Source organism: Povalibacter uvarum, assembly GCF_014202975.1.
GTDB lineage: Bacteria > Pseudomonadota > Gammaproteobacteria > Steroidobacterales > Steroidobacteraceae > Steroidobacter > Steroidobacter uvarum.
The window spans coordinates 437,847-462,189 of the sequence record NZ_JACHHZ010000002.1; the positions used below are offsets into that span (position 1 = coordinate 437,847).

Genomic DNA, 24,343 nt, shown 5'->3' on the forward strand with positions numbered 1-24,343 from the left:
GCTCAATGCCCCACCGACGCCGCGCCTTTCTCGCCGGTCAGCTCGAAGCGCGCGAAGCGATCGAGACCGAAGCCAGCGATCAGCGGATGATTGCGACCCGTCGCGACTGTGTGACTCATCGTCTTGCCGCAGACCGGTGTCGCCTTGAACCCCCAGGTGCCCCAGCCGGCATCGAGATAGAAACCCTCGATCGGTGTAGTGCCCATGATCGGCGCGAAGTCCGGCGTCATGTCGGCGAGGCCCGCCCACTGGCGGACGATCTTCACCTCCGACAGGAACGGAAACAGATCGAGCATGTGAGCCGAAAGCGTTTCGGTGAAGTCGAGTGTCGAGCGCGTCTGGTGCACTTCGTAGGGATCGAGCGTCGAACCCATCACGAGCTCGCCGCGAGCGGTTTGCGAGACATACACGTGCAGCGAGCCCGACACGATGATCGGATCGAGCCAGGGTTTGATGGGCTCGGAGACCATCGCCTGCAACGGATGGATATAGATGGGCGAGCGCAGCCCGACCATCTCCAGCAAGCGCGGCGTGAATCCCGCGACTGCGCACAGTACTTTCGAAGTGCTGATGTAACCCCGGGTCGTTCGAACACCTTTGATGCGACCGGCTTCGACGTCGATGCCCGTCACTTCCGTTTCCTGGTGAATCTCGACGCCGCGCTGGTCTGCGCCGCGACCGTAGCCCCAAGCAACAGCATCGTGTCGCGCGATCGCTCCCGGCGCGTGATAGAGCGCGCCGAGCACTGGCGCGTGTCCGCCGCACTCTATGTCGATCATCGGGAGCGCATTCTTCACGTACGCCGCATCGACGACTTCCGATTTCACGCCGTAGTGCTTGTTCACTTCGGCGCGCCAGCGCATCGTGCGCATTGACGCATCCGTGTGGGCGAGCGTGAAATGCCCGCGCGTCGAATAGAAGAGATTCAGATCGAAGTCGGCCGACAGGTCCTGCCAGAGCCGCACGCTTTCGTCGTAGAACTGCACGCCCTCGGGCGTCAGGTAGTTGGAGCGGATGATCGTGGTGTTGCGCCCCGTATTGCCCCCGCCGATGTAACCCTTTTCGATGACTGCGATGTTGCGGACACCGTGATCGCGCGCGAGATAGTACGCAGCCGCCAGTCCATGCCCTCCGCCGCCGATGATGACGACGTCATAGCTGTCGCGCAGTCGCTCGTGTCGCCGGAACATGCGAGGTTCCGGATAGCGTTTCGACAGGCCGATGCGTAGGAGACGGAGCAAGCAGGGTGACGGGTGACGGGTGACGGGTGACGGGTGACGGGTGACGGACGGAAGATGCCAGACTCATTTACTGATGGTCAAATGATTTGCGTATAGGTTAAATAGCCGTCATGCCGAAAACGAAGGCCGTCGTCCCGGCCCCTGGACCCAGAGCAATTGCGCCAGCGGACCTCGCATCGAGTGTGGGCGCGGCGATTCGCCGTTTGCGGTCGGCGCAGGGACTTACGCTTTTGGAGGTGGCCGAGCGCGCGGAAATCAGCGCGGCGATGCTCAGCAGGCTGGAGACAGGCGCGGTCAGCCCGAGCCTCGAAACGATTGCGGCTGTCGCGGTGGCATTGGGCGCGGATCTACCGACGCTATTTCGGGGGCTGCAGGCACAACCGAGCGACGCGCAGCTCGTGCGCAAAGGCGAAGGATTGGAAGTCGTGCGGCGAGGAACGAAACGCGGCCACACCTACCATCTGCTCGCGTCGGACCGGGGTCCCCGCAAGACTTTCGAGCCGTTCCTCGTCACGCTGAACGACAAGAGCGAGATCTTTCCGGACTTCGAGCATCCGGGGACCGAAATGATCCACATGCTCGAAGGCTCCCTGCGGTACCGCCACGGCAGCGAGAGCTACCTGCTCAAACCCGGCGACACCCTGACGTTCAGCGGCGAAGTACCCCACGGACCGCAGAGCCTGATCAAGCTGCCGATCCGGTTCCTGTCGGTGATCGTGTACGGGGAAGGCGATCAGGCGATCAAGTGATCCCTTCCTTCGGCCCCAGCCCATCCTCCATCGCGCTCGTCAGCGGCTTCATGAAGAAAGAATCCTGCGGCATCAGCTGCGCCTTGATGTCGTGACGGGCAAGTGCGTCGGCGACGACTGGGCCGATGGCGGCAATCTGCGTTCGCTCCAGTGCGGACTTCACCAGCTCGAGCGGCCCGACGGCGAAAAGACGCTCGACCTGGGGCGTGCTGGTGAACGCAATCACGTCGACTTCGCCCGCCGCCATTCGAGTCATCAGCGCGCGAACGGCATCGTCGTCCGCCTTGTCTGCATAGATGTATGGAGCGACGGTACTGACCGTGGCTCCTGCTCCCGCAAGAAAGTCCATCAGCGGTCGATTCGGCTCGGTTCCATAGAGCTGCACGCCGATCTTGCGCGCAGCGAGGCTTCCCGAAGCCTTCAGCGCGGCGATGACGCCCTCGGTTGTCGGCGTTTCAGCGGCAATGTCGGGCTTGAGTCCCAGTTCGCGCAGCGCTTTCGCCGGCTTGGGTCCCCGGGTGGTCTTGCGGACCTTGGTAAGCGCGCGGATGAACTGGTCGCGAATGTCCGGCGCGTGCAGATCGATACAACGCAGGATCCGTCGCAATCCTTCTCCGGTCAGCAGAACGAGGTCGTGAAACTCCCCCGTATTGAACTGGCGGATCCAGGCCAGCACCGGCTGCGGATCGGGCGCATCGAGAATCGCGACCAGCGGACAGCGCAGCACGATCGCGCCGCGTCGCTCCAGCATCGCGGAGAAAACGTCGAGTTCACGGGTTTCAGGCACCGCGACCGTGCGGCCAGCGAGCGTTTGTTCCTGCATGGGACATCGGGTTTTGGCGGATGGCGGACACAGGCTAACTGGCTAGCTGGCTAGCTGGCTAGCTGGCTAGCAAAGGAGCCGAGCAGGCGTTTCCGCGCTCGGGCAAGGATTCGGAGTGAGTGGCGCGCCCGACTGGATTCGAACCAGTGACCCCTGCCTTCGGAGGGCAGTACTCTATCCAGCTGAGCTACGGGCGCGTGACTGGCGGGGTGCGAGATATTACGGGCCGCCCGCGGTGAGGTCCAACCTGATCCGGCCGCGGGCCAAGCTTCGAGGTTTGAGGGCAGGCACCGGGTCGTTATACTTGCGCGCCCTGTCCGGGCCGTCCCCTTGTTCTGGAGCCGCTGTGAGCGCTGCGCACGATAAGAAGTTCTTCAATACTTTCATGCTCGTCCTGGGCGTGCTGATCCTCATCGCCCTCGGCCTCTGGGCCCTGGCCCGCGTCGTCGCGGTCGATACCCAGGAAGCCAATGTGCATGCCGATCCGGCGATGCAGGCGGCTGTAAACGACCGTATCGCCCCCGTAGCCAAGGTTGCCGTCAGCGGGCAGGACAATTCGGCACTCGCTCCGGCGAAGCCGCAGGCCGCCGCGCCAGCCGCCGAGATTGGCGGTGAAGAGGTCTACAACATGGCTTGCGTCGCCTGCCACGGCGCCGGCGTCGCCGGCGCGCCGAAGTACGGCGACAAGGGCGCCTGGGGCCCGCGCCTCGCGAAGGGCGGCGACACGCTCCACAAGCACGCGATCGAGGGCTTCCAGGGCCAAGCCGGCTTCATGCCGCCGAAGGGTGGCCGCGTGGATCTCTCCGACAAGTCGATCATGAACGCCGTCGACTACATGATGGCTGCTGCGAAGTAAGCAGTTCACCGTCGCGACGGCGCAATCGCGCCGCCGCCGTTCCCCTGGTTGCGGTCGAAGCGCCGCAACGCAATTGCCTCGCTGACCTGCGCCGGCCCGATCTCCTCTTTCGAGGCGAGATCGGCAATCGTCCGCGCGACCTTCAGAATTCGATGATGGGCTCGAGCTGACAGCCCGAGCGCGGTCGTCGCCCGCTCGAGCGTCGCACGCGCGGATCCCTGCAGGCGACAATGCTCATGCACCTCCCGATTCGTGAGGCACGCGTTCGCTTTCCCCTGTCTCGTGATCTGCCGTTCCCTCGCACAACGCACGCGAACACTTACCGTCGCACTCGACTCCTCCTCCTGCGATGCGTAGAGAGCGGACGCCGCGGGCCGCGGCACTTCCACATGCATGTCGAGCCGATCCAGCAGCGGGCCGGAAATTTTCGCGCGGTAGCGTTCGACCTTCTCCTGACTGCAGCGACAGCGCGCGTCTCCCAGATAGCCGCAGGGACAAGGATTCATCGCGGCGATCAGCTGGAAGCGCGCAGGAAACTCGATCTGCTGTGACGCGCGCGAGATCGTGATGACGCCGTTCTCGAGCGGCTCACGCAGGACTTCGAGAACGCGACGACCAAACTCCGGCAGCTCATCGAGAAACAGGACTCCGTTGTGAGCGAGTGAGATCTCACCGGGCCGTGGAAAAGTCCCGCCTCCAACGAGTGCGATCGCGGAAGCCGTGTGGTGCGGATTACGAAAGGGCCGGAGCCGCCATTCATCAAGCCTGATCGAGCCGCCGCAAACGCTTCGCACAGCAGCGACTTCGAGCGCCTCGATCTCGGTCATCGGCGGAAGCAATCCGGGAAGACGCTGCGCGAGCATGCTTTTGCCCGTTCCCGGAGGACCTACGAACAACAACGAGTGTTGCCCGGCGGCCGCGATTTCCAGTGCGCGGCGCGCCTGCACCTGTCCTCGCACGTCACTCAGATCGATGCCGCTTTGCGGCGGCAGAGGCAATGGCTCGCCACAGCGAAATGCCAGGAGGCCCGACTGGGTGAGGTGCGCCGCAACTTCAAGCAAGTGCTTGGCCGTTGCGACCGGACATTGGGTGACGAGCAATGCCTCAGCTGCGTTCGACGGCGGCACGATGAGTTTGTGCCCGACCCGCGAAGCCGCCACCGCGGCAAGCAGCGCTCCTTTCACCGGCTGCAGTTCGCCGCTCAACGAAAGTTCGCCGTAGAACTCACAGCCAGCTGGACTCGCTGCCGGCAGTTGTCCCGACGCAAGCAGAATGCCGAGGGCGATCGGCAAATCGAATCGACCGCCCTCCTTCGGCAGATCCGCGGGCGAGAGATTCACGGTGATCCGCCCGGCGGGCATCTCGAAATTGCAGTTCGCAATCGCGGCCCGCACGCGATCCTTGCTTTCCTTCACGACCGCTTCGGGCAACCCGACGATCGCAAACGCAGGCAGCCCGTTGCCGATATCGACTTCGACGCGCACTTGCGGCGCTTCCATGCCGTGCTGCGCACGACTCAATACCGTCGCCATGGCCATTCCTTGGCCCTCCTTCAAGATGGTTCAAAGACTAAGAATTTCCACGGGGACCACGGGGATTCACGGGGCGGAAAAATCTGAAACGCGCTTGATGCCGTGCTTCAGCAGGCGATGGTTGAAATTGAGGATGTAGCCAACGCGTATTCCGCTCAACCGCAGATACGTGAGCAACTGCGCCACATGCGAAGCATCCACTCCGCTCATGGACTTGATCTCGAGGATCAGCGCGTCGCAAACGACAATGTCAGCGCGGTAGCCGACACCCAGGTCTATCCCTCTATAGGTGACGAAGATCGGGGCTTCGACCTGCACGTCCAGGCCGCGCGCCCGTAGTTCATACGCCAACGCGTGCTGATAGATGGATTCAAGCAACCCAGGACCCAGGATGCTGTGTACCGCCGTCGCTGCGGTGAGCGTCTCATCGATGATTTCGAGTAGACATTCCTTTGCCATAGCCGCCTCCTTGCAGCTTACGTACTCACACTTTGGATTCTCCCCGTGGATCCCCGTGATCCCCGTGGAGATTCTTAGTTCTTGCTCCCTTCCAGCTCCGCCAGACGCGCCTCCAGCGCTTCCAGTTTTTCACGGGTGCGACGCAGCACGCCTGCCTGCACATCGAACTCCTGGCGGGTCACCAGATCGAGCTTCGAGAGACCGGACTGGAGGACGGCTTTGAAGTTCGACTCCAGGTCGCGGCGGACGGCTGTGAGGCTTTCCGGAACGGCGGCGGAGAGGCGCCGGGCGAGGTCGTCGAGGGTTCTGGGATCCATGGAAAAAGCTCTGCGCGGTGAATGCCGCGAACTCTAGGGGTCGCATACAGACGTGGCAAGGCGCGCCGGCGCGCCTCGTACCTGATCACTCTTGCACCTTTTTCGCTGGCCGGCGACCCGTCCGCGGCGGCTATTTCCGGTCCGATCGCCTCAAATTGCGCTTCGGTGAAGCAACGCGCGGGAAATTCGCACCAGGGAAGTGCATCCCTTGTATCCCGCGAGGGCCGGGCCAGCGATCCGCCTAGCCGATTTCGTGGCACAGAAAGTGCATTTCCGATGCGGCGCGAAGCGACGGATCACTACGAAATCCTTGAGGCGCTCGTGCCCACGAATCTTCTGGAGCCGGAATGCGATGAAGTTGATAACCGCGATCATCAAGCCCTTCAAGCTGGATGACGTCCGTCAGGCCGTCGCGGATATCGGCGTTCAAGGCATCACGGTGACGGAAGTTCAGGGCTTCGGTCGCCAGCGCGGCCACACCGAGCTGTACCGGGGCGCCGAGTACAGGGTCGACTTCCTCCCCAAGACCAAGATCGAGCTGGCGGTCGACGACTCGATCGCCGAGCAGGTCGTCGAGGCGATCACCAATGTCGCCCGGACCGGAAAGATCGGCGACGGCAAGATTTTCGTGATCGATCTCGAGCAGGCGGTTCGCATCCGCACCGGCGAAACCGGCGTCGAGGCCGTTTAGTTTTTCGAAGAGCACCTCCTGGCAACCAAATAAATTCCCGTAGGAGAACGACAGTGAAAAGACCTTTGTCCACGAGCCGCGTGCTCACTTACCTGTGGAGCGTGGTGCTACTCGCACTTACGTTCATCGGGTCCGACATGGCGCTGGCACAGGACACGCCGCCCGGTGAGGCGACTGCAGCGGAAGCGACTGCAGCACCGGCGGAAGCTGCGCCGGCCGAGGCAGCCGCTGCCGAAGCAGCACCCGCGGAGGCCGCCGCTGCTCCCGCGCCGACCTTCAACAACGGCGATATCGCGTGGCTCATGGTCGCCACACTGCTCGTCATCATGATGGCCGTCCCCGGCCTCGCGCTGTTCTACGGCGGCATGGTCCGGTCGAAGAACATCCTGTCGGTCTCGATGCAGATCTTCGTGACCTTCAGCCTCCTCGCGGTGCTCTACGCGATCTACGGGTACAGCATCGCCTTCACGAACGGCAATGCGTTCTTCGGCGGCTTCGACCGGCTCTTCCTCTCGGGCCTGCTCAACGAGGACGGCAGCTTCGTCGCAGCCGCCACGTTCAGCAACGGCATCTACATTCCCGAAATGCTGTTCGTCGCGTTCCAGATGACCTTCGCCGCCATCACTCCCTGCCTCATCGTCGGCGCCTTCGCCGAACGCATGAAGTTCTCGGCGGTGCTGCTCTTCATGGTGCTGTGGTTCACTTTCGCCTACCTGCCGATCGCCCACATGGTCTGGTTCTGGGCCGGCCCGGATGCGGTTCGCGACGGCGCCGATGGCGCGGTGACCGCGGGCTATATCTTCCAGCAGGGTGCTCTCGACTTCGCCGGCGGCACGGTCGTGCACATCAACGCAGGCATTGCCGGTCTGATCGGCTGCATCCTGGTCGGCAAGCGCAAGGGTTACGGCGTCACTGCGATGCCGCCGCACAACGTGCCGCTGATCATGGTCGGCGCCGCACTGCTGTGGGTCGGCTGGTTCGGCTTCAACGTCGGGTCGAACCTCGAAGCGAATGCCTTCGCCTCGCAGGTCTTCCTGAACACCTTCATCGCCACCGGCGCGGCGGTCGTGGCCTGGACCTTCGGTGAATGGATCTTCCGTGGCACGCCGACCATGCTCGGTGCCGCCTCGGGCGCCATCGCCGGTCTCGTCGCCATCACCCCGGCCTGCGGCTGGGTCGGCCCGATGGGCGCGATCATCCTCGGCCTGCTGGCTGGTCTGGTCTGCCTCTTCGCGGTGACGAAGCTCAAGCACGCGCTCGGTTACGACGACTCGCTCGACGTCTTCGGTGTGCACTGCATCGGCGGCATCCTGGGCGCGATCCTGACGGGCGTGTTCAACGACCCGGCTCTGGGCGGCACGGGCATCTTCGACTACGTGAAGCAGGAGTGGGTCTACGCTGGCATGGGTGCGCAGGTCTGGTCGCAGACCAAGGGCGTGCTGATCACTGTCGTGTGGACCGGCGTCGTGTCCTTCATCGCCTACAAGATCGTCGACCTGGTGGTGGGGCTGCGCGTCAGCGAAGAAGCCGAAACCGAGGGTCTCGACACGGTCGAGCACGGCGAGCGCGGCTACAACCTCTGACCTGTCCATGCGGGGCCGGGTTGCCGGCCCCTCTTCCTCCAGACGGGCGCTTCGGCGCCCGTCTTTTTTTGTCCAGCGGAAGAGCGTGACGCACTCCTCAGTTGGGGATCCTCGCGGGACTGTCTTAATCCTGTCCGCAGGCCTTCCTGATAGACTCCGACGCGATCCGATTTACGGGCAGCGCCGCCCGCAAGTCACTGGAGCCGTTGATGAAACTGGTCACCGCGATCGTGAAGCCCTTCAAGGTCGACGAGGTTCGCGAAGCCCTGGCCGAAACGGGTGTCGCTGGCATAACAGTGACGGAGGTCAAGGGTTTTGGCCGCCAGCGCGGGCACACTGAGCTCTATCGTGGCGCCGAGTACGCGGTCGATTTCCTGCCCAAGTGCAAGATCGAGGTCGCGGTGGACGACGACCAGCTCGACCGGGTGGTCGAGGCGATCGCACAGGTCGCCCATACCGGTCGTATCGGCGACGGCAAGATTTTTGTTACGGCGCTCCCGAACGTGGTGCGCATCCGGACCGGCGAAACAGGTTCGCGGGCCATCTGACAACTGTTTGAACGACGATTCCGCTTTCGGTGGAGAAGGTCATGCTGCGATTTTCGATGTCACTCACCATTGCCGCGCTGGCATTGAGCGCCGGTATCGCGAGCGCCGACGTCTACAAGTTCACGGACGCGCAGGGCAACGTGCTCTACACCGACAAGCCTTCCACGCTGCCGGCCGAGCGGTTGAACGTCCAGTCGCGCAAGACCGACGTGATCGAAGCGCAGACCCGTCAGCAGGCGGAAATGGACCGCATGAAGGCGGCCGACGGCTCCCGCCAGGAGACGACAACCAAGCAGGCCGATCAGAAGTCCGCGAACGACTCGACCGCCAAGGACAAGGCCGATCGCTGCGTGAAAGCCCGCGAGCGCTACGAGAAGTACACGATGTCGCAGCGGCTGTTCGAGGAAACACCGAACGGCGGGCGCCGCTACCTCACCGATGAGGAGCTGTCGGGTGCACGCGCCGCGGCCAAGACCACCATGGACGAGCTCTGCAAGTAAGCCTTCTCCCGGTCCCCCACTCTCGGACTACCTGAGTCCGGGAAATTGCCCCGCAGCGCACCGGCACGCGTTCAAATCCGCGGCCGCCGGGACGTACAATCCGGCCGATTCATCGTCCCCTCTCCGGAGCGTCTGCTGCAGATGACCGCACCCGCCTTGAAGAAAATCGGCCTTATCGGGCTCGGCGCCATGGGCGTCGGCATGGCCCGCAATCTCCACAAGCACGGTCTGCTCGCCGGCGTCTGGAATCGCACGGCAAGCAAGACCCAGGCAGTCGCCCGGGAAACCGGATGCGTGGTCGCCCAGTCGCCGACAGACCTGGCACCGCTGTGCGATGCGATCGTTCTTTGCGTCTCGGCGGACGCCGACGTGCTCGGCGTGGTCGATGCCTTGTTGCCCAACATTCGCCGCGATGCCGTCGTGATCGACTGCTCGACTGTAAGCGCCGATACGGCCCGATCAGCAGCGCATCGTTTGCGTGAGCGCGGCGCGTTCTTCATCGACGCGCCCGTTTCCGGCGGCGTCGAAGGCGCACGCGATGGAGCCCTCGCGATCATGTGCGGCGGCGATGCGCAGGCCTTCGAGCGCGCGCGGCCCGTCCTCGAAGCCATGGGCAAGACCGTTACGCATTTCGGTGCGAGCGGCATGGGCCAGGCGGCGAAAGCCACGAATCAGATCATGTGCGCAGGCGTGATCCAGGCTGTCGCGGAAGCCATGGCCTTCGCGAAGGCCGAAGAGCTGCCGCTCGACAAGCTGATCGAAACACTCGGCAAGGGCGCGGGCTCGAGCTGGTACTTCGTGAATCGCGCTCCGAACATCGTCCGCGACAGTTATCCAGCCGGCTTCCGTGTCCGGCTGCACGACAAGGATCTGAAGATCTGCCGCGCCATGGCTGCGCGTCACGGCGTGCAACTGCCGTTGATCGAGATGACGCTCGTTCACTACCGGCGTCTCATCGAGCAGGGTCACGGCGACGAGGACATCTCGACGCTGTTCCATCTCAAGGATGCCTTGTTCGCCGCGGCGGCCAGCGACCCCAAACGGCTCGAGAACAAGTAGCAGAAGGCCGCGACGCCACTGACGTGAACGAACCTCGCGGCAATCAGGCGCGACTCATCCTGCCCGACTTCTGCTCGGGTCCAGCGGTTCTTGCCGTCGTCCTGATCACCGAGCTCGTCGCGATCATCTTCGCGATCGCACGCCAGGCGCTGCACGAGAACTTCTGGATCGACCTCGCGAGCTCGTCCCTCTTCCTGCTGTGGATCGGATTGGGCAGCTCCGCGATCCTGTGCCGCACACGTTCCTGGCTGCAGCGAATACCCGCGACGCGGGCGACCGCGATCGCGATCGCCATGCTCGTGGGCGTCGTGGGTGTGATCTCCGAGCTCGTCTATCAGATCGGCCTCGGCTGGACGTTCGGCCGGATCGAGCACAACCCGCTGTTCCCGGCGAATCACTGGGAGTTCCTGCTGCGAAACCTGGCCGTCGGGTTCATCGTGAGCGCACTCGCGCTGCGCTACTTCTATATCAGCGCGGAATGGAAGCGGAGCATCGAAATGGAAGCGCTCGCCCGCATTCGGGCGCTGCAGGCACGCATCCGGCCGCACTTCCTCTTCAACAGCATGAACACCATCGCGTCGCTCACGCGATCGAATCCGAGCAGCGCCGAACAGGCCGTTGAGGATCTCGCGGATCTGTTTCGCGCAAGCCTCGCCGAGGCCGACACGATGATCACGTTGCGCGAAGAGATCGACATCGCACGCACACACCAGCGAATCGAACAGCTGCGGCTCGGCGCACGCTTCGCCGTAAACTGGGATATCGATGAGCTGCCGATGCGGGCCAGCGTCCCCTGCCTCATCGTGCAGCCCCTGCTCGAGAACGCGGTGTACCACGGCATCGAGATGCTTCCCTCGGGAGGCACAGTGAACATCAGCGGCCGCGTCGCGAACGGACGCGTCGAGATCGAAGTGCGCAACCCGATTCCCGCACAGCTCGGCTACGGCGAACGCGAAGGCAATCGCATGGCGCTCGAGAACATCCGCCAGCGCCTCGAACTCGCCTGGCCGGGCCGGGCCGCCATCGAAACCCGCCAGGAAGGCGGTGAGTTTTCAGCTCGGCTCATCTTCCCGTATGCTGAAGGAGAAGCGGTTGGCGGTTAGCGGTTGGCGGTTGGTAAGAACCGGAACCCGACTGTGTAGAGTCTGATCCGACTCTTGCCAACCGCCAACCGCCAACCGCCAACCGCTTCTTTCCTTATGAATCTCCTGATCGTTGACGACGAAGGGCCCGCAAGAGAGCGGCTGCGGAGGCTGCTTGAAGAAATCGGTGACTGCACGACGATCGCCGAGGCCGGCAACGGTGAAGAAGCGCTCGCTTACTGCAGCGAGAAGCAGCCCGACATCGTGCTGCTCGACGTCCGCATGCCGGGATTGTCGGGGATCGAAGTCGCGCGCCACATCGATACGCTGCAGGATCCTCCCGCCGTCATCTTCACGACCGCATACGACCAATACGCCGTCGAGGCTTTCGAAACGGAAGCCGTCGGCTACCTGCTGAAACCGGTTCGCAAGGAGAAGCTCGCGCACGCGCTGCGTCACGCGGGTCGCATCTCACCGTCGCGTCTCGTCAAGGTTGCGCAATCTGCGAAGCTCGAGCATCGGCGCGAGCAGATCTGTGCACGACTGGGAGATCAGCTGAAGCTGATTCCGATCGCTGACATCTACTATTTCCTCGCCGACCAGAAATACATCACCGTCCGTCACAAGAACGGCGAGAGCCTGATCGACGAATCACTGAAGGCGCTGGCGGAAGAATTCTCCGCGGGCTTCGTGCGCATTCACAGGAACGCACTGGTCGCCGAGAACCAGATCTCCGCGGTGGAACGCACGGAAGAAGGCAAGTACAGCGTTCGCATGCGCGAATGTGGCGACGTGCTGGAAGTGAGCCGGCGGCATGCTGCGGAGCTGCTTCGGCGCATCCGCGGCGAATCCTGAAGGGAATCCGATCTCGTCCGTTGACTCAGCGAATCAGTCGCATGATGCGCTGACCCGCCGTCAGCAGAACGGCGCCGCGACCGGCCCACCGGAACAGACGCCGGGGCCCGATGATCGCCAGCAACGCAATCCCCCCGGTCACCAGCAACGGCTTTGCCGCGTAGCGACGCACGATGTTGAGGCCGTGATCGACTGTTCCCAGTCGCGATTCGATGCGATCCACCGTCTGCGCGAGCTCTGCTCGCTGTACGGCACTGTGAGCGCGAAGTGCGTTGCGTCGCTGAGCCAGGGTAAGTGTGCGTTCGCTCATAACCGTGCGCGGAGTTGATCGCGATCCTTCGCCAGCTCGGCCAATGTGGCATCGAGCATCGGCGGCTTGGCAGCGAGCTTGCGTTGCAACACCAGGCCACCGACGATGGCGATGAGCAGGAAGCCGAAGGTCGTCAGCAGTGCGGCGAGAATCCGGTGCGTATCCCAGAACGCAAAGATGATCGTCAGTGCGCCGAGGAACAGGGCCATCATCGCCGCGAACAACGCGATGAAGGACCAGATCAGCATCTGCGCGACCTGCTGCACTTCCTCCTGCAGTTCCGTCGTCAGCAACTGCAGGCGCGTGTGCGCGATCGCGACCAGTGTCGCAACGAAATTGCTCAGCGACTGGAACAGTCCCGTGACCGGTGCCGGATCGCGATCGGGAGACATGCCGTCCATCTGCATCGGATCCGCTTAACGGCGAGCGATCAGGATGCCGAGCACCAGGCCGATGCCTGCTGCGATGCCCACCGACTGCCAGGGATTGTCACGCACATACTCTTCGGTCGCGTCGGCGAGCTCGCGGGCGCGGCGCAACGCTTCCTCTTCCACCTCGGTGAGCCTTACCTTGGCCTGGCGCAGCGATTCTTCGGCGCGTGCACGGACTTCCTGGATCTTCTCGCCCGTCTGCGCAGAGGTAGCCTTCAGCAGGGCCTCCGCATCGTTGATGACCACTTTGAGATCTTCAACCAGCCGGTCGGCGGTCACTTCGCTGCTCATGTTCGATCCTCGTTTCCGGGTACTAGCGATGTACTTGGGGTGTGATCTGGTCCGCTTCACGCGCGAGCGCGCTGGCTTTGCAGGAGATTTCGGTCCGGGCATGGTATTCCGTGCCTCTAAAACTCAGCAACCCGGGAAGCGGCCGGAAAGGTCCCTCGTTCGCTCGGTACTTCCCGCAAGTGCCGGCCCGGCAAGTGTTAGCATTGCCGCGCTCTTCGCCACCAGCCACCACCGGGGTACGCAAATGGAGTTGTCGCCGCCTGCGATGACGAATGACCGATTCTATACGCGGACTTTCGCGCTGGTCGCATGCCTGGTGCTGGCGATCGCGCTCTACAAGATCATCACGCCGTTCCTCGGCCCGCTGATCTGGGCGATCTTCCTGGCGTTTCTCCTGCACCCACTGCATGTTCGCCTGACGCGCCGGCTGCGCAACCGTGCCCACCTTTCCGCCGGGCTGCTGACGTTCGGCATGCTGATTCTGTTCATCGGCCCTCTGGCCGGACTGAGCGCTGCGTTCGCCGCGCAGGTGAGTGATCTCGTTCGAGCTGCGCAGGAGACGCTCGCGGATCAGACGGCCTCCAACGTCTTCGACCTGAACAATGTTCCCTGGCTCAACGCGCCGTGGGTGCAGGACGGACTGCGCAGCCTCGAAAGCCTGTTCGGCATCGACACCACCGACCTCGTCGGATGGTTGCGGCAGGGGGCCAATCAGGTGCTGCACTGGCTTGCGTCGATGGGCGGCAAAGTATTCCTGGGCGCGATCGGCACCGTCATCGGCTTCGTGCTGATGATGTTCATGCTGTTCTTTTTCATCCGCGACGGCAGCGAGATGCTCACAACCGCCCGCGCGCTGATCCCGATGACCGAGGAGTACAAGACGCGCCTGTTCGATCACGTCGGTGCCGTCACACGCGCGATGGTGCTCGGCACGGGCTTGACTGCCCTGATCCAGGGCACGCTCGTCGGCATCGCATTCCTGATCGTCGGATTGCCTTCCGCGCTGGTCTTCGCCGTGATCGCCGTGCTGGCCTCGCTTCTGCCCTTCGGCGGCACGGCCCTCGTCTGGATACCCGCGGCCATCGTGCTCGCCGCGCAGGGCCGATGGGGCGCCACGATCTTCATGGTGATCTGGGGAGCGGTGCTCGTTTCGCTCGTCGACAACGTCGTGCGTCCGATGCTGGTCTCCGGTCGCGCCAACGTCGGCACGCTGACGGTGTTCATCGGCGTGCTCGGCGGACTCGCCGCGTTCGGCGCGATCGGCTTGTTCCTGGGGCCGGTCGTACTCGCACTGATCATCGCGCTCATCCGGCTGGTGCTCGAGGTTCGTCGCGTCGAAACGGTCGCGGCACAGCCCGTGCCTCCCGCACCGTCGCCGCCGCCCACCCCCTGAAATGTATGCGCATCGCAGGACGATGCGCCCGACTGCAACCACGATGACCGACAGCCCCTTGAGAATTGCAACTCGCCAGAGCCGACTCGCGCTCTGGCAGGCCGAGCACGTCGCCGCGCGACTGCGCGAAGCCCACCCCAACGTGAACGTAGTGCTCGTGCCGATGACCACGCAGGGCGATCGCGTGCTCGATCGTCCGCTCGCGCAGGTCGGCGGCAAGGGTCTCTTCATAAAGGAACTGGAAATCGCCATCGAGGAGAATCGTGCGGATATCGCCGTGCACTCCATGAAGGACGTGCCGAGCGAGCTGCCGCCGGGAATGAGCCTCGCCGCAATGCTGCCGCGCGCTGATGCGCGAGACGCATTCGTGTCGCGCCGGTTCAGCAACTATCGATCGCTGCCTCAGGGAGCGCGCGTAGGAACCTCCAGCCTGCGGCGACAGTGCCAGTTGAAGGCGATTCGGCCGGATCTCGAAGTCATCCCTCTGCGCGGCAACGTGGACACGCGGCTGCGCAAGCTCGATGAAGAACAGTACGACGCGATCATTCTCGCCGCCGCCGGCCTCATCCGGCTCGGATTCGCCGATCGCATCACGCACTACATCGACTTCGATCATTCACTCCCCGCTGTCGGCCAGGGGATCGTCGGCATTGAGTGCCGCAGCAACGATGAACGAAGCCTGCGGCTCGCCGGCGCGCTGGACGACGCCGTGTCGCGGCGCTGCTGCGAGGCCGAACGCGCATTCGCGTTGCGCTTGCAGGGAAGCTGCCAATCACCGATCGCGGGCTATGCGGAAGCGAGAGGCGCGGAGCTCGTTCTTCGTGGCGTCGTAGGCTCCGAAGATGGGGGCACCCTGTATCGCGGCACAGTGCAGGGCGTCGATCCAGTCGAGATCGGCATCCAGCTTGCGGATCGTCTGCTCTCAGCCGGCGCGGACGTGCTGCTCGCGGAACAACGGGCTCGGTCTGCTCAAGCGGGGACGAATTGATTCCTGCCGTGATTCCGCCGCTCAGCGGCTTGTCGGTGCTGGTCACACGCCCGCAACCGCAGAGTGATGTCCTTGCAGACCGCATCCGCGCATTGAGCGGCGAAGCTTTCGTTCTTCCCGCCATCCAGATCAGGCCGCTGGTCGCGACGGTCGCCGGGACGTACGACCTCGTCGTCTTCGTCAGCGTCAATGCCGTCGAGCATGGAGCGCGCCTGATCGTCCGCGGCGAGACGACGCGCATCGCTGCAATCGGCAAGACCACTGCCACGGCGCTCGCGGCAATCGATATCGCCGTCGACATCGTTCCGGAACGCGGCTTCACCAGCGAAGCGCTGCTGGCGCATCCGCAACTGACGCTGCAACCCGGATCGCGGGTACTGATCGTTCGAGGCGCCGGCGGACGCGAATTGCTGCAGCAGACCTTCAGCACCTCCGGGTTCATCGTCGAGACATTGGATGTCTACGAGCGCGCGCTCCCCGTCATCGATGAGAGCCTGCGCGACGAACTCGATGCGCGCTGGCTTGCCGGGGAAATCAACGCCGTAACGGCCACCAGTGTCGAGACCCTCGCAAACCTGAAGCTGCTGTTGAGCGAACGAAGCGTGGAGCTGCTTCGAACAACACCGCTGGTCGTTCCCAGCCCCCGGGTCTGCGAGGCCGCCGCGGAAATGGGATTGGTTGGGGAATGCATCGTCGCTGCGGGCGCGGACGATTCCTCCATCGTAGGCGCGTTGTCCCTGTGGCACGCGAGGGCCCGAACGCCCTGACCATCCGGGTCCCGTATTTGGCGCGTTGCAGGCCCTACTGCCATACTTGCCCGCCTGACACGACCCGCCACGCCCATGGCTGAGAACCTTCCAGACACTGCTTCTTCCGGTCTTCCTGCCGCACCCGTTCGCCGCGTGCGTTCGTTCAGCCGTTTCACCACGGCCGTTGCCGTTCTTGGCTTCGCCATTGGCGGGTATGCACTGTGGCGACTCGACAGCACGCGGGATCGCGTCGATGACCTGAATCGCCAGGTCGCACAGCTGGAATCGGGTCGAGAAGTCCTTCAAGCCGAGGTCCGCGCGCTCACGGAACGCGAACAGCTCGCGCGCCGGTCGATCGAGGAGCGGCTCGCCGCGCTGAGCGAGGCGCCGAAACAACTCCAGGAATTTGGGAACGCGCTGGAAGAGCTGCGAGGGCGCGCCGAAGGACCGGAGCGGGCATGGTCGCGCGCTGAAGCGTATTTCCTCATGGAGCTGGCTCAGCGACGGCTGACCCTCGATCGCGATATCGATACCGCCATCGTCGCGCTCGAAGCGGCCGATTCGCGACTGGCTTCGCTGCGCGATGCGTCACTCACGGATGTTCGTCAGCAGATCGCCCGCGAGATACAGGCGCTGCGCCAAGTGCGCCGGCCGGACATCACGGGCATTCTCGCTCGGCTGACCGATGCCGAAGAGCGGGCCGCCTCGGCGCCTGTGCTCGGCATCGTCGCGGTCGAAAGAACGACACGTGTCACCACGTTGCCCGAGGGCTTCTTCGCACGTGCCTGGGCCGTCGTCCGCAACACCTTTGCCGGCCTGGTCTCTGTTCGCAAGATCGACTCGCGTGGCGGCAATGTCATCACGCTCGAAGAGCAGTCGCTGCGGCGCCAGCACCTGCAGTTGCTTCTCTACTCCGCCAGAGCAGCGGTCGTTCGTCACGACAACACGGCCTACCGCAGCGCGCTTGCCGGTGCTCGTCAGTGGCTGGGTGAGTTCTTCGATCTGACCGATCCCGCCGCGGAAGCGCTGGCGAAGGATGTGCAGGCGCTCGAGCCGATCAACATCGATCCGCCGCTGCCCGATGTCTCGGGCTCCTCGCGGGCGCTGCAGCGACTGCTGCCCGCGCGACGTAACTCGCAATGAAGACGGGCATCTACATCGCGATCGCGCTGATCTGCGGTGCGTTGCTCGCGCACCTGTTGCTCGCCGATCCCGGTTACGTCGCGATCCGCTTCGCCGGCCATGTGATCGAGATGTCGGCGATCACGTTCGTCCTGCTCGCAATCACCGCATTCTTCCTCGTCCGCTGGGTGTGGAAGCTCATCAATGCCCGGCGGCTGTGGCGCGAAGGCCAGGAGCAACGCCGGCAGGATCGGGCTCGCCGCAGCCTCGCCCGCGGCCTTCTCGAAATGTCAGAGGGCGAGTGGTCCGCCTCGGAGCAGACGCTGGTCAACTCGGCGCGCGATGCAGAGTCGCCTGCTGCTCACTATCTGGTAGCGGCGCGCGCAGCAGATCTTCAGGGTGCCACACAACGCCGCGACGAACTGATCGCGAAGGCGCTCGAAGTCTCGGCGGATCGTCGTTCGCCCGCCTTGATCATGCAGGCGGAGATGCATCTGAAGCACAAGCAGTTCCAGGCGGCGCTGGAAACCCTCCATCAGCTCGAAGCAGGAGGTGAGAGCAGTGTGCGCGGCACGATGCTGACCGCCCGGATCCTTCGACAGATCGGCGATTGGGAAAAGCTTCAGGGGCTCGAACCGAAGTTGCGCACGACCCGGGGCGTGACAGCGGCGTTCGTGGATGAAACGGTCGCGCAGATCTACCTGGATCGCCTGCAGGCAGCGGGCCGCGCGAACGATTCAAAGGCGCTCGCGCAGGCCTGGAAGGAGCTGCCGAAGTCGTTGGCGCAGCGAGCCGAGATTGTCGTCGCTTACGCTCGTGCGGCCGCCGCTTGCGACGAAGTCGAGCTTGCGGAAACAGAGCTGCGGAAGTTCCTCGGCCGCCAATGGGACGAAGCCGCCGTGCTCGCTTATGGCGAGCTCGACACCGACGAGCCGCTCGTGACGCTCGAACGAGCCGAGCAATGGCTTCCAGAGCACAGCGAAGATGCGGCCCTGCTCTTCACCTGCGCGCGACATTCGATCCGTGCCGAGCTCTACGGCAAAGCGCGCAGCTATCTCGAAACGAGCATCGCGATCCGTCCGAGGCTCGAAGCCTGGCAATTGCTTGCCAATCTGTTCGAGCAACTCGGTGAACGCGATCGCGCAATCAAGGCGCTCACGGACGCGCTCGCACATGCAGTCGGTCGCCGCGCCGCGATGCCGAAGATCCGCGCCCGGCGCTGGGTCGATCGACGGCAAGCAGACAGGAGGAGGAACTGAAGCTGACGTCGGTGACGAGGCCCGCGCAACTCACTGACCTCGTCACTCCATCACCTCATGTCTTACACCCGCCTGACCCTGCTGCCATCGCAACAAGTCCTCTCGGTCGAGGAAGGCGAGACCATTCTCGATGCAGCGTTGCGCGCCGGGCTGAATCTGCCGCATAGCTGCAAGGGCGGCCATTGCGCGTCCTGCCGTGCACGGATCGTGTCGGGCGATGTTCGCTATCCGGGCATTCAACCTCTGGGTATTACGCCGGACGAAGCTCGGGCAGGCTACATCCTGTTGTGCCAGGCGCACGCCGCCAGCCCGGAGCTGAGTGTCGAGATTCGCGAGATCCGGCCGCCGACGCCGGAAGAGCGCATCCAGAGTCTGCCGTGCCGCATCGAGCACATGCAGGCACTCGCGCCAGGCGTCATGGCTGTGTTCCTGCGATTGCCCTCAACGGAGACGTTCACGTTCGTCGCGGGTCAGTATCTCGACATCATGCTGCCGCAGAACCGGCGGCGCAGTTTCTCGATTGCGAATCCGCCGCACGACGCCGAGTTCATCGAACTGCATATCCGCCGCGTCGCGGGCGGCGAGTTCACTCAGCAGCTCTTCACGGGAATGAAGGAAAAGACATTGCTGCGCATCGAAGGACCGCTCGGTCAATTCTGGTTCCGCGAAGAGTCGCCGCGGCCGGCGCTACTCATCGGCGGTGGCACCGGCTACGCGCCGTTGCGCGCGATGCTGCGCCACCTCCTCGAGCGTGGCGATCGTCGTCCGCTGCATCTTTACTGGGGCGCGCAGACGCGGGCCGATCTCTATGAAGACGCGATGCTGCGCGAGATGACGCAGCGATACCCCAACCTCACCTACACACCCGTCCTGTCGGCACCGAACGCCGTGGATGAATGGCAAGGCCGCACGGGGTGGATTCATGCGGCGGCTCACGAAGATCATCCGCAACTCGCCGACTTCGATGTCTACGCGAGCGGCCCGCCAGTGATGGTGGAAACCATCCGGCATCAATTCGTCAGCCAGGGCCTGCCCGCGAACCAGCTCTTCTTCGATTCCTTCGACTTCGCGCCGGATGCTCTCGAGAAGTTGCGTCAGACGATCCGCTCGCCTGACAACACTCCGTCTTCCTGAGTCGCGCGAATCGCACGCCGGCGCTGATTCCAGTGCCAGATGATCGGCGCGAGCACGAAATCATAGAACGCGGCTGCCGCCGGCTTCACGACCGGAAGCCGCAATACCCACGCGAGTACGCGCCACCCCGGCAGACCCGACCAGACTGCGTTGAGTGCATCCATTCCGCTGAGCATCTCGCCTGCCTTGCTCAGCACATAGACGCGTTTGCGTGCCGTGGCGAGATCAAGGCGGTAGCTCGCGATCAGATCCGTGCGCAACGAGACGTCGTCGAATCGCCACGCACGGCCATTGCGAGTCGCCAGACGACAGTACGTCCTCATCTCCGTGTCGCAGACCGGGCAGAGCGCGTCGTAGAGAACGTCCGCTGGCTCCGGTGCGGGCTGCCCGTACAGATCGCCGAGAGCGCCCCCCAGCTGCGGATACTGGAACTCGAAACCCGAGCACTCGGCATACATCGGGATCACTCTCTGGCCATCGACGAGCAGCTGCGCTCGTTCACCCAGTGCGAATCGCAGAAGATTCGCAGGCACCCGCAGCGTCAGGCCGGGACCGAACACTTCGCCCAACGTCTTGGCGAACTCATGCTGGCGAACCGGCGCAGGTGCCGTTGCGTTCACAGCGCCGCTGATGGCGTCATGAGCGACGCAGTGTTCGATCAATCGCACAGCGTCCTTGATGTGGATCCACGAGAGCCATTGATCCCCGCCGCCCATCACGGTGCAAGCACCGCATCGTGCGGCCAACGCCTGTTGTGGTAGCGCGCCCCCGTCCTTACCGAGCACGACGCCGAAGCGAAGGCGACACACGCGCACACCGTAAGCTTCCGCACGCTGCGCGGCCAATTCCCACACCTGACAGAGCTGCGACTGGAAGACGGTCTGTCCACGGTGGGCTTCCGTCAGCTCTTCGTCGCCTCGCACACCGTAGTAGCCAACAGCCGAAGCGCTGATGAGCACCTCGGGTTTGCGATCGAGTCGCGCGATCAGATCGATGAGTTTCTGCGTGATGTCGAGCCTGCTTTCGATCAGCACCTCCCGCCGCCGCTTCGACCATGCGCGATCGAAGATCGGCTCGCCCGCGAGATTCACGATGGCGTCGATGCACGTCGTGCTCTCGATCTCATAGAGCGAAGTGCAGACGCTCACATGCGGACCGTAGAGATCGTCCGCGCGACGTCGATTGCGGGTCAGCACGATGACCCGATCGCCCGAGGCGATCAGATGGCGGCAAAGATGCCGTCCGATGAAGCCCGTTGCTCCCGTGACCAGCAGCGTGCGCGCTTCAGTACGCGTACCCGCAAGGAGCGGGTGTCGCTGCCAGCGCGCCGGGCGCAGAGAACTGAAGGATGCAAAGAGCTGACCGATGTTCATGGCGCGACCTCGTCAATGAAACACGCCGTCCTGATCGAACATGCGACCGAACCAGCGATGGTCGGTCGTCATCGCGAAGCGAAAGTTGCCGTCGCCGAGATCCTCGTGCACGACATGAGTCTCTCCCGGCAGGAACCATTCCGGCAGATCGAAACGCAGCGGCCCGGCGCGGAAGAAGTAGCCCGTGCTCACGAAGTGCAATTCGCCCTGCTGCTCGAAAACCCGCAACCGCATGTGCAATCCCGCATTGAGACACTCGACCAGCAAGCCGTCATCATCGAGTTGCTTGGTGGAGCGCACGACGATGGGATGATCGGGAAATTCGTAACGCCGTTCCCACACGACGCCTGCCTCCGATTCGTACACGCGCACGTGCATCGGAACGTCGTTGCCGACGAGCGGCGCCACCGGAGTACCGATCAACCGGCACAAGTGTGCAAGGGCACGACCGCAAACCGATGCGTGAACTCTGGCGCGGCCCTGATAGATCGTGGCGGCGTCCGCATGAGCGTCATCGCCGAAGCGCGCCTGCACGGCTGCGGGCAATCGGTTCCAGGCTGCGTCTCCCAGCAGCTTCCGGAAATCCGGCCTGCGACCGCTGGCTTTGCCTGCTGCCCAGTCCCGGGCGTCCTGAAGGATTGCGATACCCATGGCGTGGCCTCTTCTTCTTCGACTCGACTCGTCGCCTCTCCCGTTCCGCCGGCGTCCGTAATTTCAGGAAAATCTGAAACCCGGCGCGAAAAAAACGCCTAGCCCACGATCTTCGCGACCCGCGTCCCCATGCGCATCAGCTTGAGCAGCGTGGGGCGCGGCATGCTGCGGATCTGGTCGTACCACCCGGTCATCTCTTCGAGAAATTCGAGCATGGTCGCGATACGCTCCTTCACCTGGTCGGGCGTTTCGGTATCACGCTTTGCTTCCTGCGCGCAGTCGCGCAGCATCTGCACCGTCGGATCGATCTCGCGGCGCTTGCGGCCATCCATGATGGTGGTCAGCACTTCCCAGATATCCTTGCGGGCCAGGAAATAGTCGCGGCGATCGCCGATGACGTGGGTAATGCTGACGAGGTCCCAGGTCTGCAGTTCCTTGAGACTCACGCTGACGTTCGAGCGGGCGATCGCAAGGGTCTCGGCGATGCCGTCGGCGGTCAGCGGTTCCGGGGACAGAAACAGCAATGCATGAATCTGTGCGACCGAGCGGCTGACGCCCCAGCGGCTCCCCATCTCGCCCCAATGCAGGACGCAGCGCTGAATGGTGGGGGTGAGCTTCATGAGTGGTCTGGAAAAACGGTTATTTCAGGAATGTCTGAAATTTACGGAAAGAGTGGGATGACTGTCAATGCGCGCAGTGCGTACCCGGCATGACTAGCGGCCGGCCTCATTCGCTGATCGTTGGATGCGGCTACGTGGGCGAGCGCCTGGCGCGAAAACTGTCGGCCGTACATGACATAACGGCGGTCGTCCGGTCGTCCGATCGCGCCGCCGAACTCAATGCGGCCGGCATTGCGACGGTCGCTGTGGACCTCGACCGCGTGCGCCTGGGCGCGTGGATCCCCGAGAAACTGGAGCAGGCCGCGATTTTCTATCTCGCCCCGCCTCCTCCCGCCGGAGAGAGCGACCTGCGGCTCGATCGTTTCCTGCAACTCGCGACAGTGCCGCCGCGCGCATTCGTCTACATGAGCACGACGGGCGTCTATGGCGATACCGACGGCGCACCCGTCGACGAAAGCAGCCTGATCCAGCCGCTAACGGATCGCGCGCGACGCAGAGTGAGCGCTGAAGAAATGACTCGCGTCTGGTGCACGGAGCGGCGCGTGCGGCGAATCGTCCTACGGGTGCCAGGGATCTACGGTCCCGGGCGCCTGCCGCTCGAAAGATTGCGCAAGCGCGAGCCGACGTTGCATCCCGACGATGCGGGGATCAGCAATCGCATCCACGTCGACGATCTGGTTGCCGCCTGCGTCGCGGCTGCCTTGAACACGGAGGCGCGCGGCGTCTACAACATCACCGACGGCAACTCCTGCAGCGCCACGGACTTCCTCGATCGCGTCTCCGCGTTGGCCGGCTTGCCGCAAGCACCGCGGGTCTCGATGGATGAAGCGCAACTGACCTTCAGCCCCGAGCGGCTGTCATTCCTGCACGAATCCCGTCGCGTGAGCAACGAGCGGATGCTGAAGCATCTGGGCGTGCAGTTGCGCTACGGGAATATCGACGAAGGAATCCGGCAGAGCCTGGAGGAAGAAAAGGCGCCCGCGCGGGAATGAGGCGGAAGGTCAGCGTCACACCCGCGAACGCGGGTGTCCATCTGATCGGCCACGGGAATGGATTCCCGCCTGCGCGGGAATGACGAGAACTTTCTAACCCGGCTGACTGCGCTTGCTTCCCAACCATTTGGTGATCGGTGCCCACTGCTCCCAGTCGGGCCGGGCCAGGTACTCAGGCAGCTCGAAAATCCCCATGCCGCGCTGGAAAGCGCGCAGGTAGTTGGTCGACTGCCGCAGCGAAGCGAGATACGGCACTTTCAGTTTGCCGAGATATGTATCGAGCTCTTCGAACATGAGGGTGTTCTCTCGGACGCGATTCGCAACGACCGCGAGCCGCGCCTGTTCGCGCTGAACTTTCCCCAGCTCGAGCAGCTCGCCCATGAAATGCGCGCACGCCTTCATGTCGATCGGCGACGGCATCACCGGCACGAGGATCGTTTCGGCACGACGCACGAGCTCGTTCATCTCTGATCCGTGAGTCCGGGCAGGCGCGTCGATGACGAGCACTTCGGTGTCCCGGGCAACGCCGCGTACGCCGTCGTCGTACGCCGGTACGCCCGTGATCTTCGGCAGATCGTCCGGACGCATCGCAAGCCAGTCGAGGCTCGTGCGCTGCGGGTCGTAGTCGGCGATCGCGACCTTGTATCCCTCGCCGGCAAACCAGGCAGCGACGTTCGTGGCGAGCGTGCTCTTGCCGCAGCCCCCCTTCGAATTCATAACCATCACATGGCGCAT

28 protein-coding genes and 1 tRNA gene are annotated in these 24,343 nt (G+C 63.8%); 16 read left to right on the forward strand and 13 right to left on the reverse strand.

Going from position 1 to position 24,343, the window contains the following annotated elements; translation table 11 throughout:
• Positions 1 to 2 precede the first annotated feature (2 nt).
• The gene (locus HNQ60_RS08115; RefSeq protein WP_184330541.1) at positions 3 to 1,190 is read right to left on the reverse strand and encodes an FAD-dependent oxidoreductase; all 1,188 of its coding nucleotides are present in this window, start codon (positions 1,188 to 1,190) and stop codon (positions 3 to 5) included.
• Between the two features lie 233 nt (positions 1,191 to 1,423).
• On the opposite strand from HNQ60_RS08115, the gene HNQ60_RS08120 reads away from it, so the two are divergent.
• Positions 1,424 to 1,990 (forward strand): helix-turn-helix domain-containing protein, encoded by a 567-nt coding sequence (locus tag HNQ60_RS08120; RefSeq protein ID WP_322096861.1) that lies wholly within the window; start codon positions 1,424 to 1,426, stop codon positions 1,988 to 1,990.
• Here HNQ60_RS08120 and HNQ60_RS08125 read toward each other — a convergent pair.
• The gene (locus HNQ60_RS08125; RefSeq protein ID WP_184330543.1) at positions 1,983 to 2,813 is read right to left on the reverse strand and encodes a uroporphyrinogen-III synthase; all 831 of its coding nucleotides are present in this window, start codon (positions 2,811 to 2,813) and stop codon (positions 1,983 to 1,985) included. The two genes, HNQ60_RS08120 and HNQ60_RS08125, sit on opposite strands and share 8 nt — an antisense overlap.
• Before the next feature lie 120 nt (positions 2,814 to 2,933).
• A tRNA-Arg gene (locus HNQ60_RS08130) sits at positions 2,934 to 3,010 on the reverse strand.
• A gap of 149 nt (positions 3,011 to 3,159) precedes the next feature.
• On the opposite strand from HNQ60_RS08130, the gene HNQ60_RS27835 reads away from it, so the two are divergent.
• Positions 3,160 to 3,669, forward strand: a complete 510-nt coding sequence (locus HNQ60_RS27835; protein WP_184330544.1) for a c-type cytochrome — start codon at positions 3,160 to 3,162, stop codon at positions 3,667 to 3,669.
• A 5-nt stretch (positions 3,670 to 3,674) separates the two neighbouring features.
• Here the strand turns inward: HNQ60_RS27835 and HNQ60_RS08140 are convergent, their stop codons facing one another.
• The 3 genes from HNQ60_RS08140 to ubiK all read right to left on the reverse strand — a co-directional run bounded on the left by HNQ60_RS08140 (position 3,675) and on the right by ubiK (position 5,977).
• On the reverse strand, positions 3,675 to 5,207 hold the full coding sequence (locus HNQ60_RS08140) for a YifB family Mg chelatase-like AAA ATPase (RefSeq protein ID WP_184330545.1): 1,533 nt from the start codon (positions 5,205 to 5,207) through the stop codon (positions 3,675 to 3,677).
• Positions 5,208 to 5,267: 60 nt separating this feature from the next.
• A complete protein-coding gene (locus HNQ60_RS08145; protein WP_184330546.1) occupies positions 5,268 to 5,660 on the reverse strand; it encodes a GxxExxY protein in 393 nt (130 codons plus the stop codon).
• A gap of 74 nt (positions 5,661 to 5,734) precedes the next feature.
• Positions 5,735 to 5,977, reverse strand: coding sequence for a ubiquinone biosynthesis accessory factor UbiK (gene ubiK / locus HNQ60_RS08150; RefSeq protein WP_184330547.1), 243 nt, complete (start codon positions 5,975 to 5,977; stop codon positions 5,735 to 5,737).
• 352 nt (positions 5,978 to 6,329) lie between these two features.
• Here ubiK and HNQ60_RS08155 point away from each other — a divergent pair, with 352 nt between their 5' ends.
• From HNQ60_RS08155 to HNQ60_RS08185, 7 genes are all read left to right on the forward strand, one after another.
• Complete coding sequence (locus HNQ60_RS08155) at positions 6,330 to 6,668, forward strand: P-II family nitrogen regulator (protein WP_184330548.1); 339 nt, start codon at positions 6,330 to 6,332, stop codon at positions 6,666 to 6,668.
• 137 nt (positions 6,669 to 6,805) lie between these two features.
• A complete protein-coding gene (locus HNQ60_RS08160; RefSeq protein WP_184331809.1) occupies positions 6,806 to 8,251 on the forward strand; it encodes an ammonium transporter in 1,446 nt (481 codons plus the stop codon).
• 209 nt (positions 8,252 to 8,460) lie between these two features.
• Positions 8,461 to 8,799 (forward strand): P-II family nitrogen regulator, encoded by a 339-nt coding sequence (locus tag HNQ60_RS08165; protein ID WP_184330549.1) that lies wholly within the window; start codon positions 8,461 to 8,463, stop codon positions 8,797 to 8,799.
• A 41-nt stretch (positions 8,800 to 8,840) separates the two neighbouring features.
• Positions 8,841 to 9,299, forward strand: coding sequence for a DUF4124 domain-containing protein (locus tag HNQ60_RS08170; protein ID WP_184330550.1), 459 nt, complete (start codon positions 8,841 to 8,843; stop codon positions 9,297 to 9,299).
• A gap of 45 nt (positions 9,300 to 9,344) precedes the next feature.
• Positions 9,345 to 10,358, forward strand: a complete 1,014-nt coding sequence (locus HNQ60_RS08175) for an NAD(P)-dependent oxidoreductase (protein ID WP_246433489.1) — start codon at positions 9,345 to 9,347, stop codon at positions 10,356 to 10,358.
• 23 nt (positions 10,359 to 10,381) lie between these two features.
• Complete coding sequence (locus tag HNQ60_RS28055; protein ID WP_184330551.1) at positions 10,382 to 11,461, forward strand: sensor histidine kinase; 1,080 nt, start codon at positions 10,382 to 10,384, stop codon at positions 11,459 to 11,461.
• A 96-nt stretch (positions 11,462 to 11,557) separates the two neighbouring features.
• Positions 11,558 to 12,295: a LytR/AlgR family response regulator transcription factor gene (locus tag HNQ60_RS08185; RefSeq protein WP_184330552.1), complete on the forward strand. Its 738-nt coding sequence runs from the start codon at positions 11,558 to 11,560 to the stop codon at positions 12,293 to 12,295.
• Positions 12,296 to 12,320: 25 nt separating this feature from the next.
• Here HNQ60_RS08185 and HNQ60_RS08190 read toward each other — a convergent pair whose 3' ends face one another.
• The 3 genes from HNQ60_RS08190 to HNQ60_RS08200 are packed head-to-tail and all read right to left on the reverse strand — an operon-like array spanning position 12,321 to position 13,327.
• A complete protein-coding gene (locus tag HNQ60_RS08190; RefSeq protein ID WP_184330553.1) occupies positions 12,321 to 12,605 on the reverse strand; it encodes a YqjK family protein in 285 nt (94 codons plus the stop codon).
• Positions 12,602 to 13,006 (reverse strand): phage holin family protein, encoded by a 405-nt coding sequence (locus tag HNQ60_RS08195; protein ID WP_221304097.1) that lies wholly within the window; start codon positions 13,004 to 13,006, stop codon positions 12,602 to 12,604. Before HNQ60_RS08195 ends, HNQ60_RS08190 begins: the two co-directional genes overlap by 4 nt.
• A 15-nt stretch (positions 13,007 to 13,021) precedes the next feature.
• Positions 13,022 to 13,327, reverse strand: coding sequence for a DUF883 family protein (locus HNQ60_RS08200; protein ID WP_184330555.1), 306 nt, complete (start codon positions 13,325 to 13,327; stop codon positions 13,022 to 13,024).
• Positions 13,328 to 13,592: 265 nt separating this feature from the next.
• Between HNQ60_RS08200 and HNQ60_RS08205 the strand changes: the two genes are divergently transcribed.
• The 6 genes from HNQ60_RS08205 (at position 13,593) to HNQ60_RS08230 (ending at position 19,972) form a co-directional block, all read left to right on the forward strand.
• Complete coding sequence (locus tag HNQ60_RS08205; protein WP_184330556.1) at positions 13,593 to 14,720, forward strand: AI-2E family transporter; 1,128 nt, start codon at positions 13,593 to 13,595, stop codon at positions 14,718 to 14,720.
• A 43-nt stretch (positions 14,721 to 14,763) separates the two neighbouring features.
• Entirely contained in the window at positions 14,764 to 15,708 is a 945-nt protein-coding gene (hemC, locus tag HNQ60_RS08210; RefSeq protein WP_184330557.1) for a hydroxymethylbilane synthase, read from the forward strand.
• Positions 15,705 to 16,475 carry a uroporphyrinogen-III synthase gene (locus HNQ60_RS08215; protein ID WP_184330559.1) on the forward strand — a complete coding sequence of 257 codons (771 nt, stop codon included), beginning with the start codon at positions 15,705 to 15,707 and terminating at the stop codon, positions 16,473 to 16,475. Before hemC ends, HNQ60_RS08215 begins: the two co-directional genes overlap by 4 nt.
• A 135-nt stretch (positions 16,476 to 16,610) precedes the next feature.
• Positions 16,611 to 17,600 carry a uroporphyrinogen-III C-methyltransferase gene (locus tag HNQ60_RS27840; protein WP_184330560.1) on the forward strand — a complete coding sequence of 330 codons (990 nt, stop codon included), beginning with the start codon at positions 16,611 to 16,613 and terminating at the stop codon, positions 17,598 to 17,600.
• Complete coding sequence (locus tag HNQ60_RS08225) at positions 17,597 to 18,838, forward strand: heme biosynthesis HemY N-terminal domain-containing protein (protein WP_184330561.1); 1,242 nt, start codon at positions 17,597 to 17,599, stop codon at positions 18,836 to 18,838. The genes HNQ60_RS27840 and HNQ60_RS08225 overlap by 4 nt, the downstream gene beginning before the upstream one ends.
• A 57-nt stretch (positions 18,839 to 18,895) precedes the next feature.
• Positions 18,896 to 19,972: a 2Fe-2S iron-sulfur cluster-binding protein gene (locus HNQ60_RS08230; protein WP_184330562.1), complete on the forward strand. Its 1,077-nt coding sequence runs from the start codon at positions 18,896 to 18,898 to the stop codon at positions 19,970 to 19,972.
• On the opposite strand, the gene HNQ60_RS08235 is transcribed toward HNQ60_RS08230, so the two are convergent.
• The 3 genes from HNQ60_RS08235 to HNQ60_RS08245 all read right to left on the reverse strand — a co-directional run bounded on the left by HNQ60_RS08235 (position 19,933) and on the right by HNQ60_RS08245 (position 22,616).
• Entirely contained in the window at positions 19,933 to 21,345 is a 1,413-nt protein-coding gene (locus HNQ60_RS08235; protein WP_184330563.1) for a TIGR01777 family oxidoreductase, read from the reverse strand. The two genes, HNQ60_RS08230 and HNQ60_RS08235, sit on opposite strands and share 40 nt — an antisense overlap.
• A 12-nt stretch (positions 21,346 to 21,357) precedes the next feature.
• On the reverse strand, positions 21,358 to 21,996 hold the full coding sequence (locus tag HNQ60_RS08240; RefSeq protein ID WP_184330565.1) for a DUF4166 domain-containing protein: 639 nt from the start codon (positions 21,994 to 21,996) through the stop codon (positions 21,358 to 21,360).
• A gap of 98 nt (positions 21,997 to 22,094) precedes the next feature.
• Entirely contained in the window at positions 22,095 to 22,616 is a 522-nt protein-coding gene (locus HNQ60_RS08245; RefSeq protein ID WP_184330566.1) for a GbsR/MarR family transcriptional regulator, read from the reverse strand.
• An 89-nt stretch (positions 22,617 to 22,705) separates the two neighbouring features.
• Here HNQ60_RS08245 and HNQ60_RS08250 point away from each other — a divergent pair, with 89 nt between their 5' ends.
• Complete coding sequence (locus tag HNQ60_RS08250) at positions 22,706 to 23,608, forward strand: NAD-dependent epimerase/dehydratase family protein (RefSeq protein WP_184330568.1); 903 nt, start codon at positions 22,706 to 22,708, stop codon at positions 23,606 to 23,608.
• A gap of 93 nt (positions 23,609 to 23,701) precedes the next feature.
• On the opposite strand, the gene HNQ60_RS08255 is transcribed toward HNQ60_RS08250, so the two are convergent.
• Positions 23,702 to 24,343 (reverse strand): nucleotide-binding protein, encoded by a 642-nt coding sequence (locus HNQ60_RS08255; protein WP_184330569.1) that lies wholly within the window; start codon positions 24,341 to 24,343, stop codon positions 23,702 to 23,704.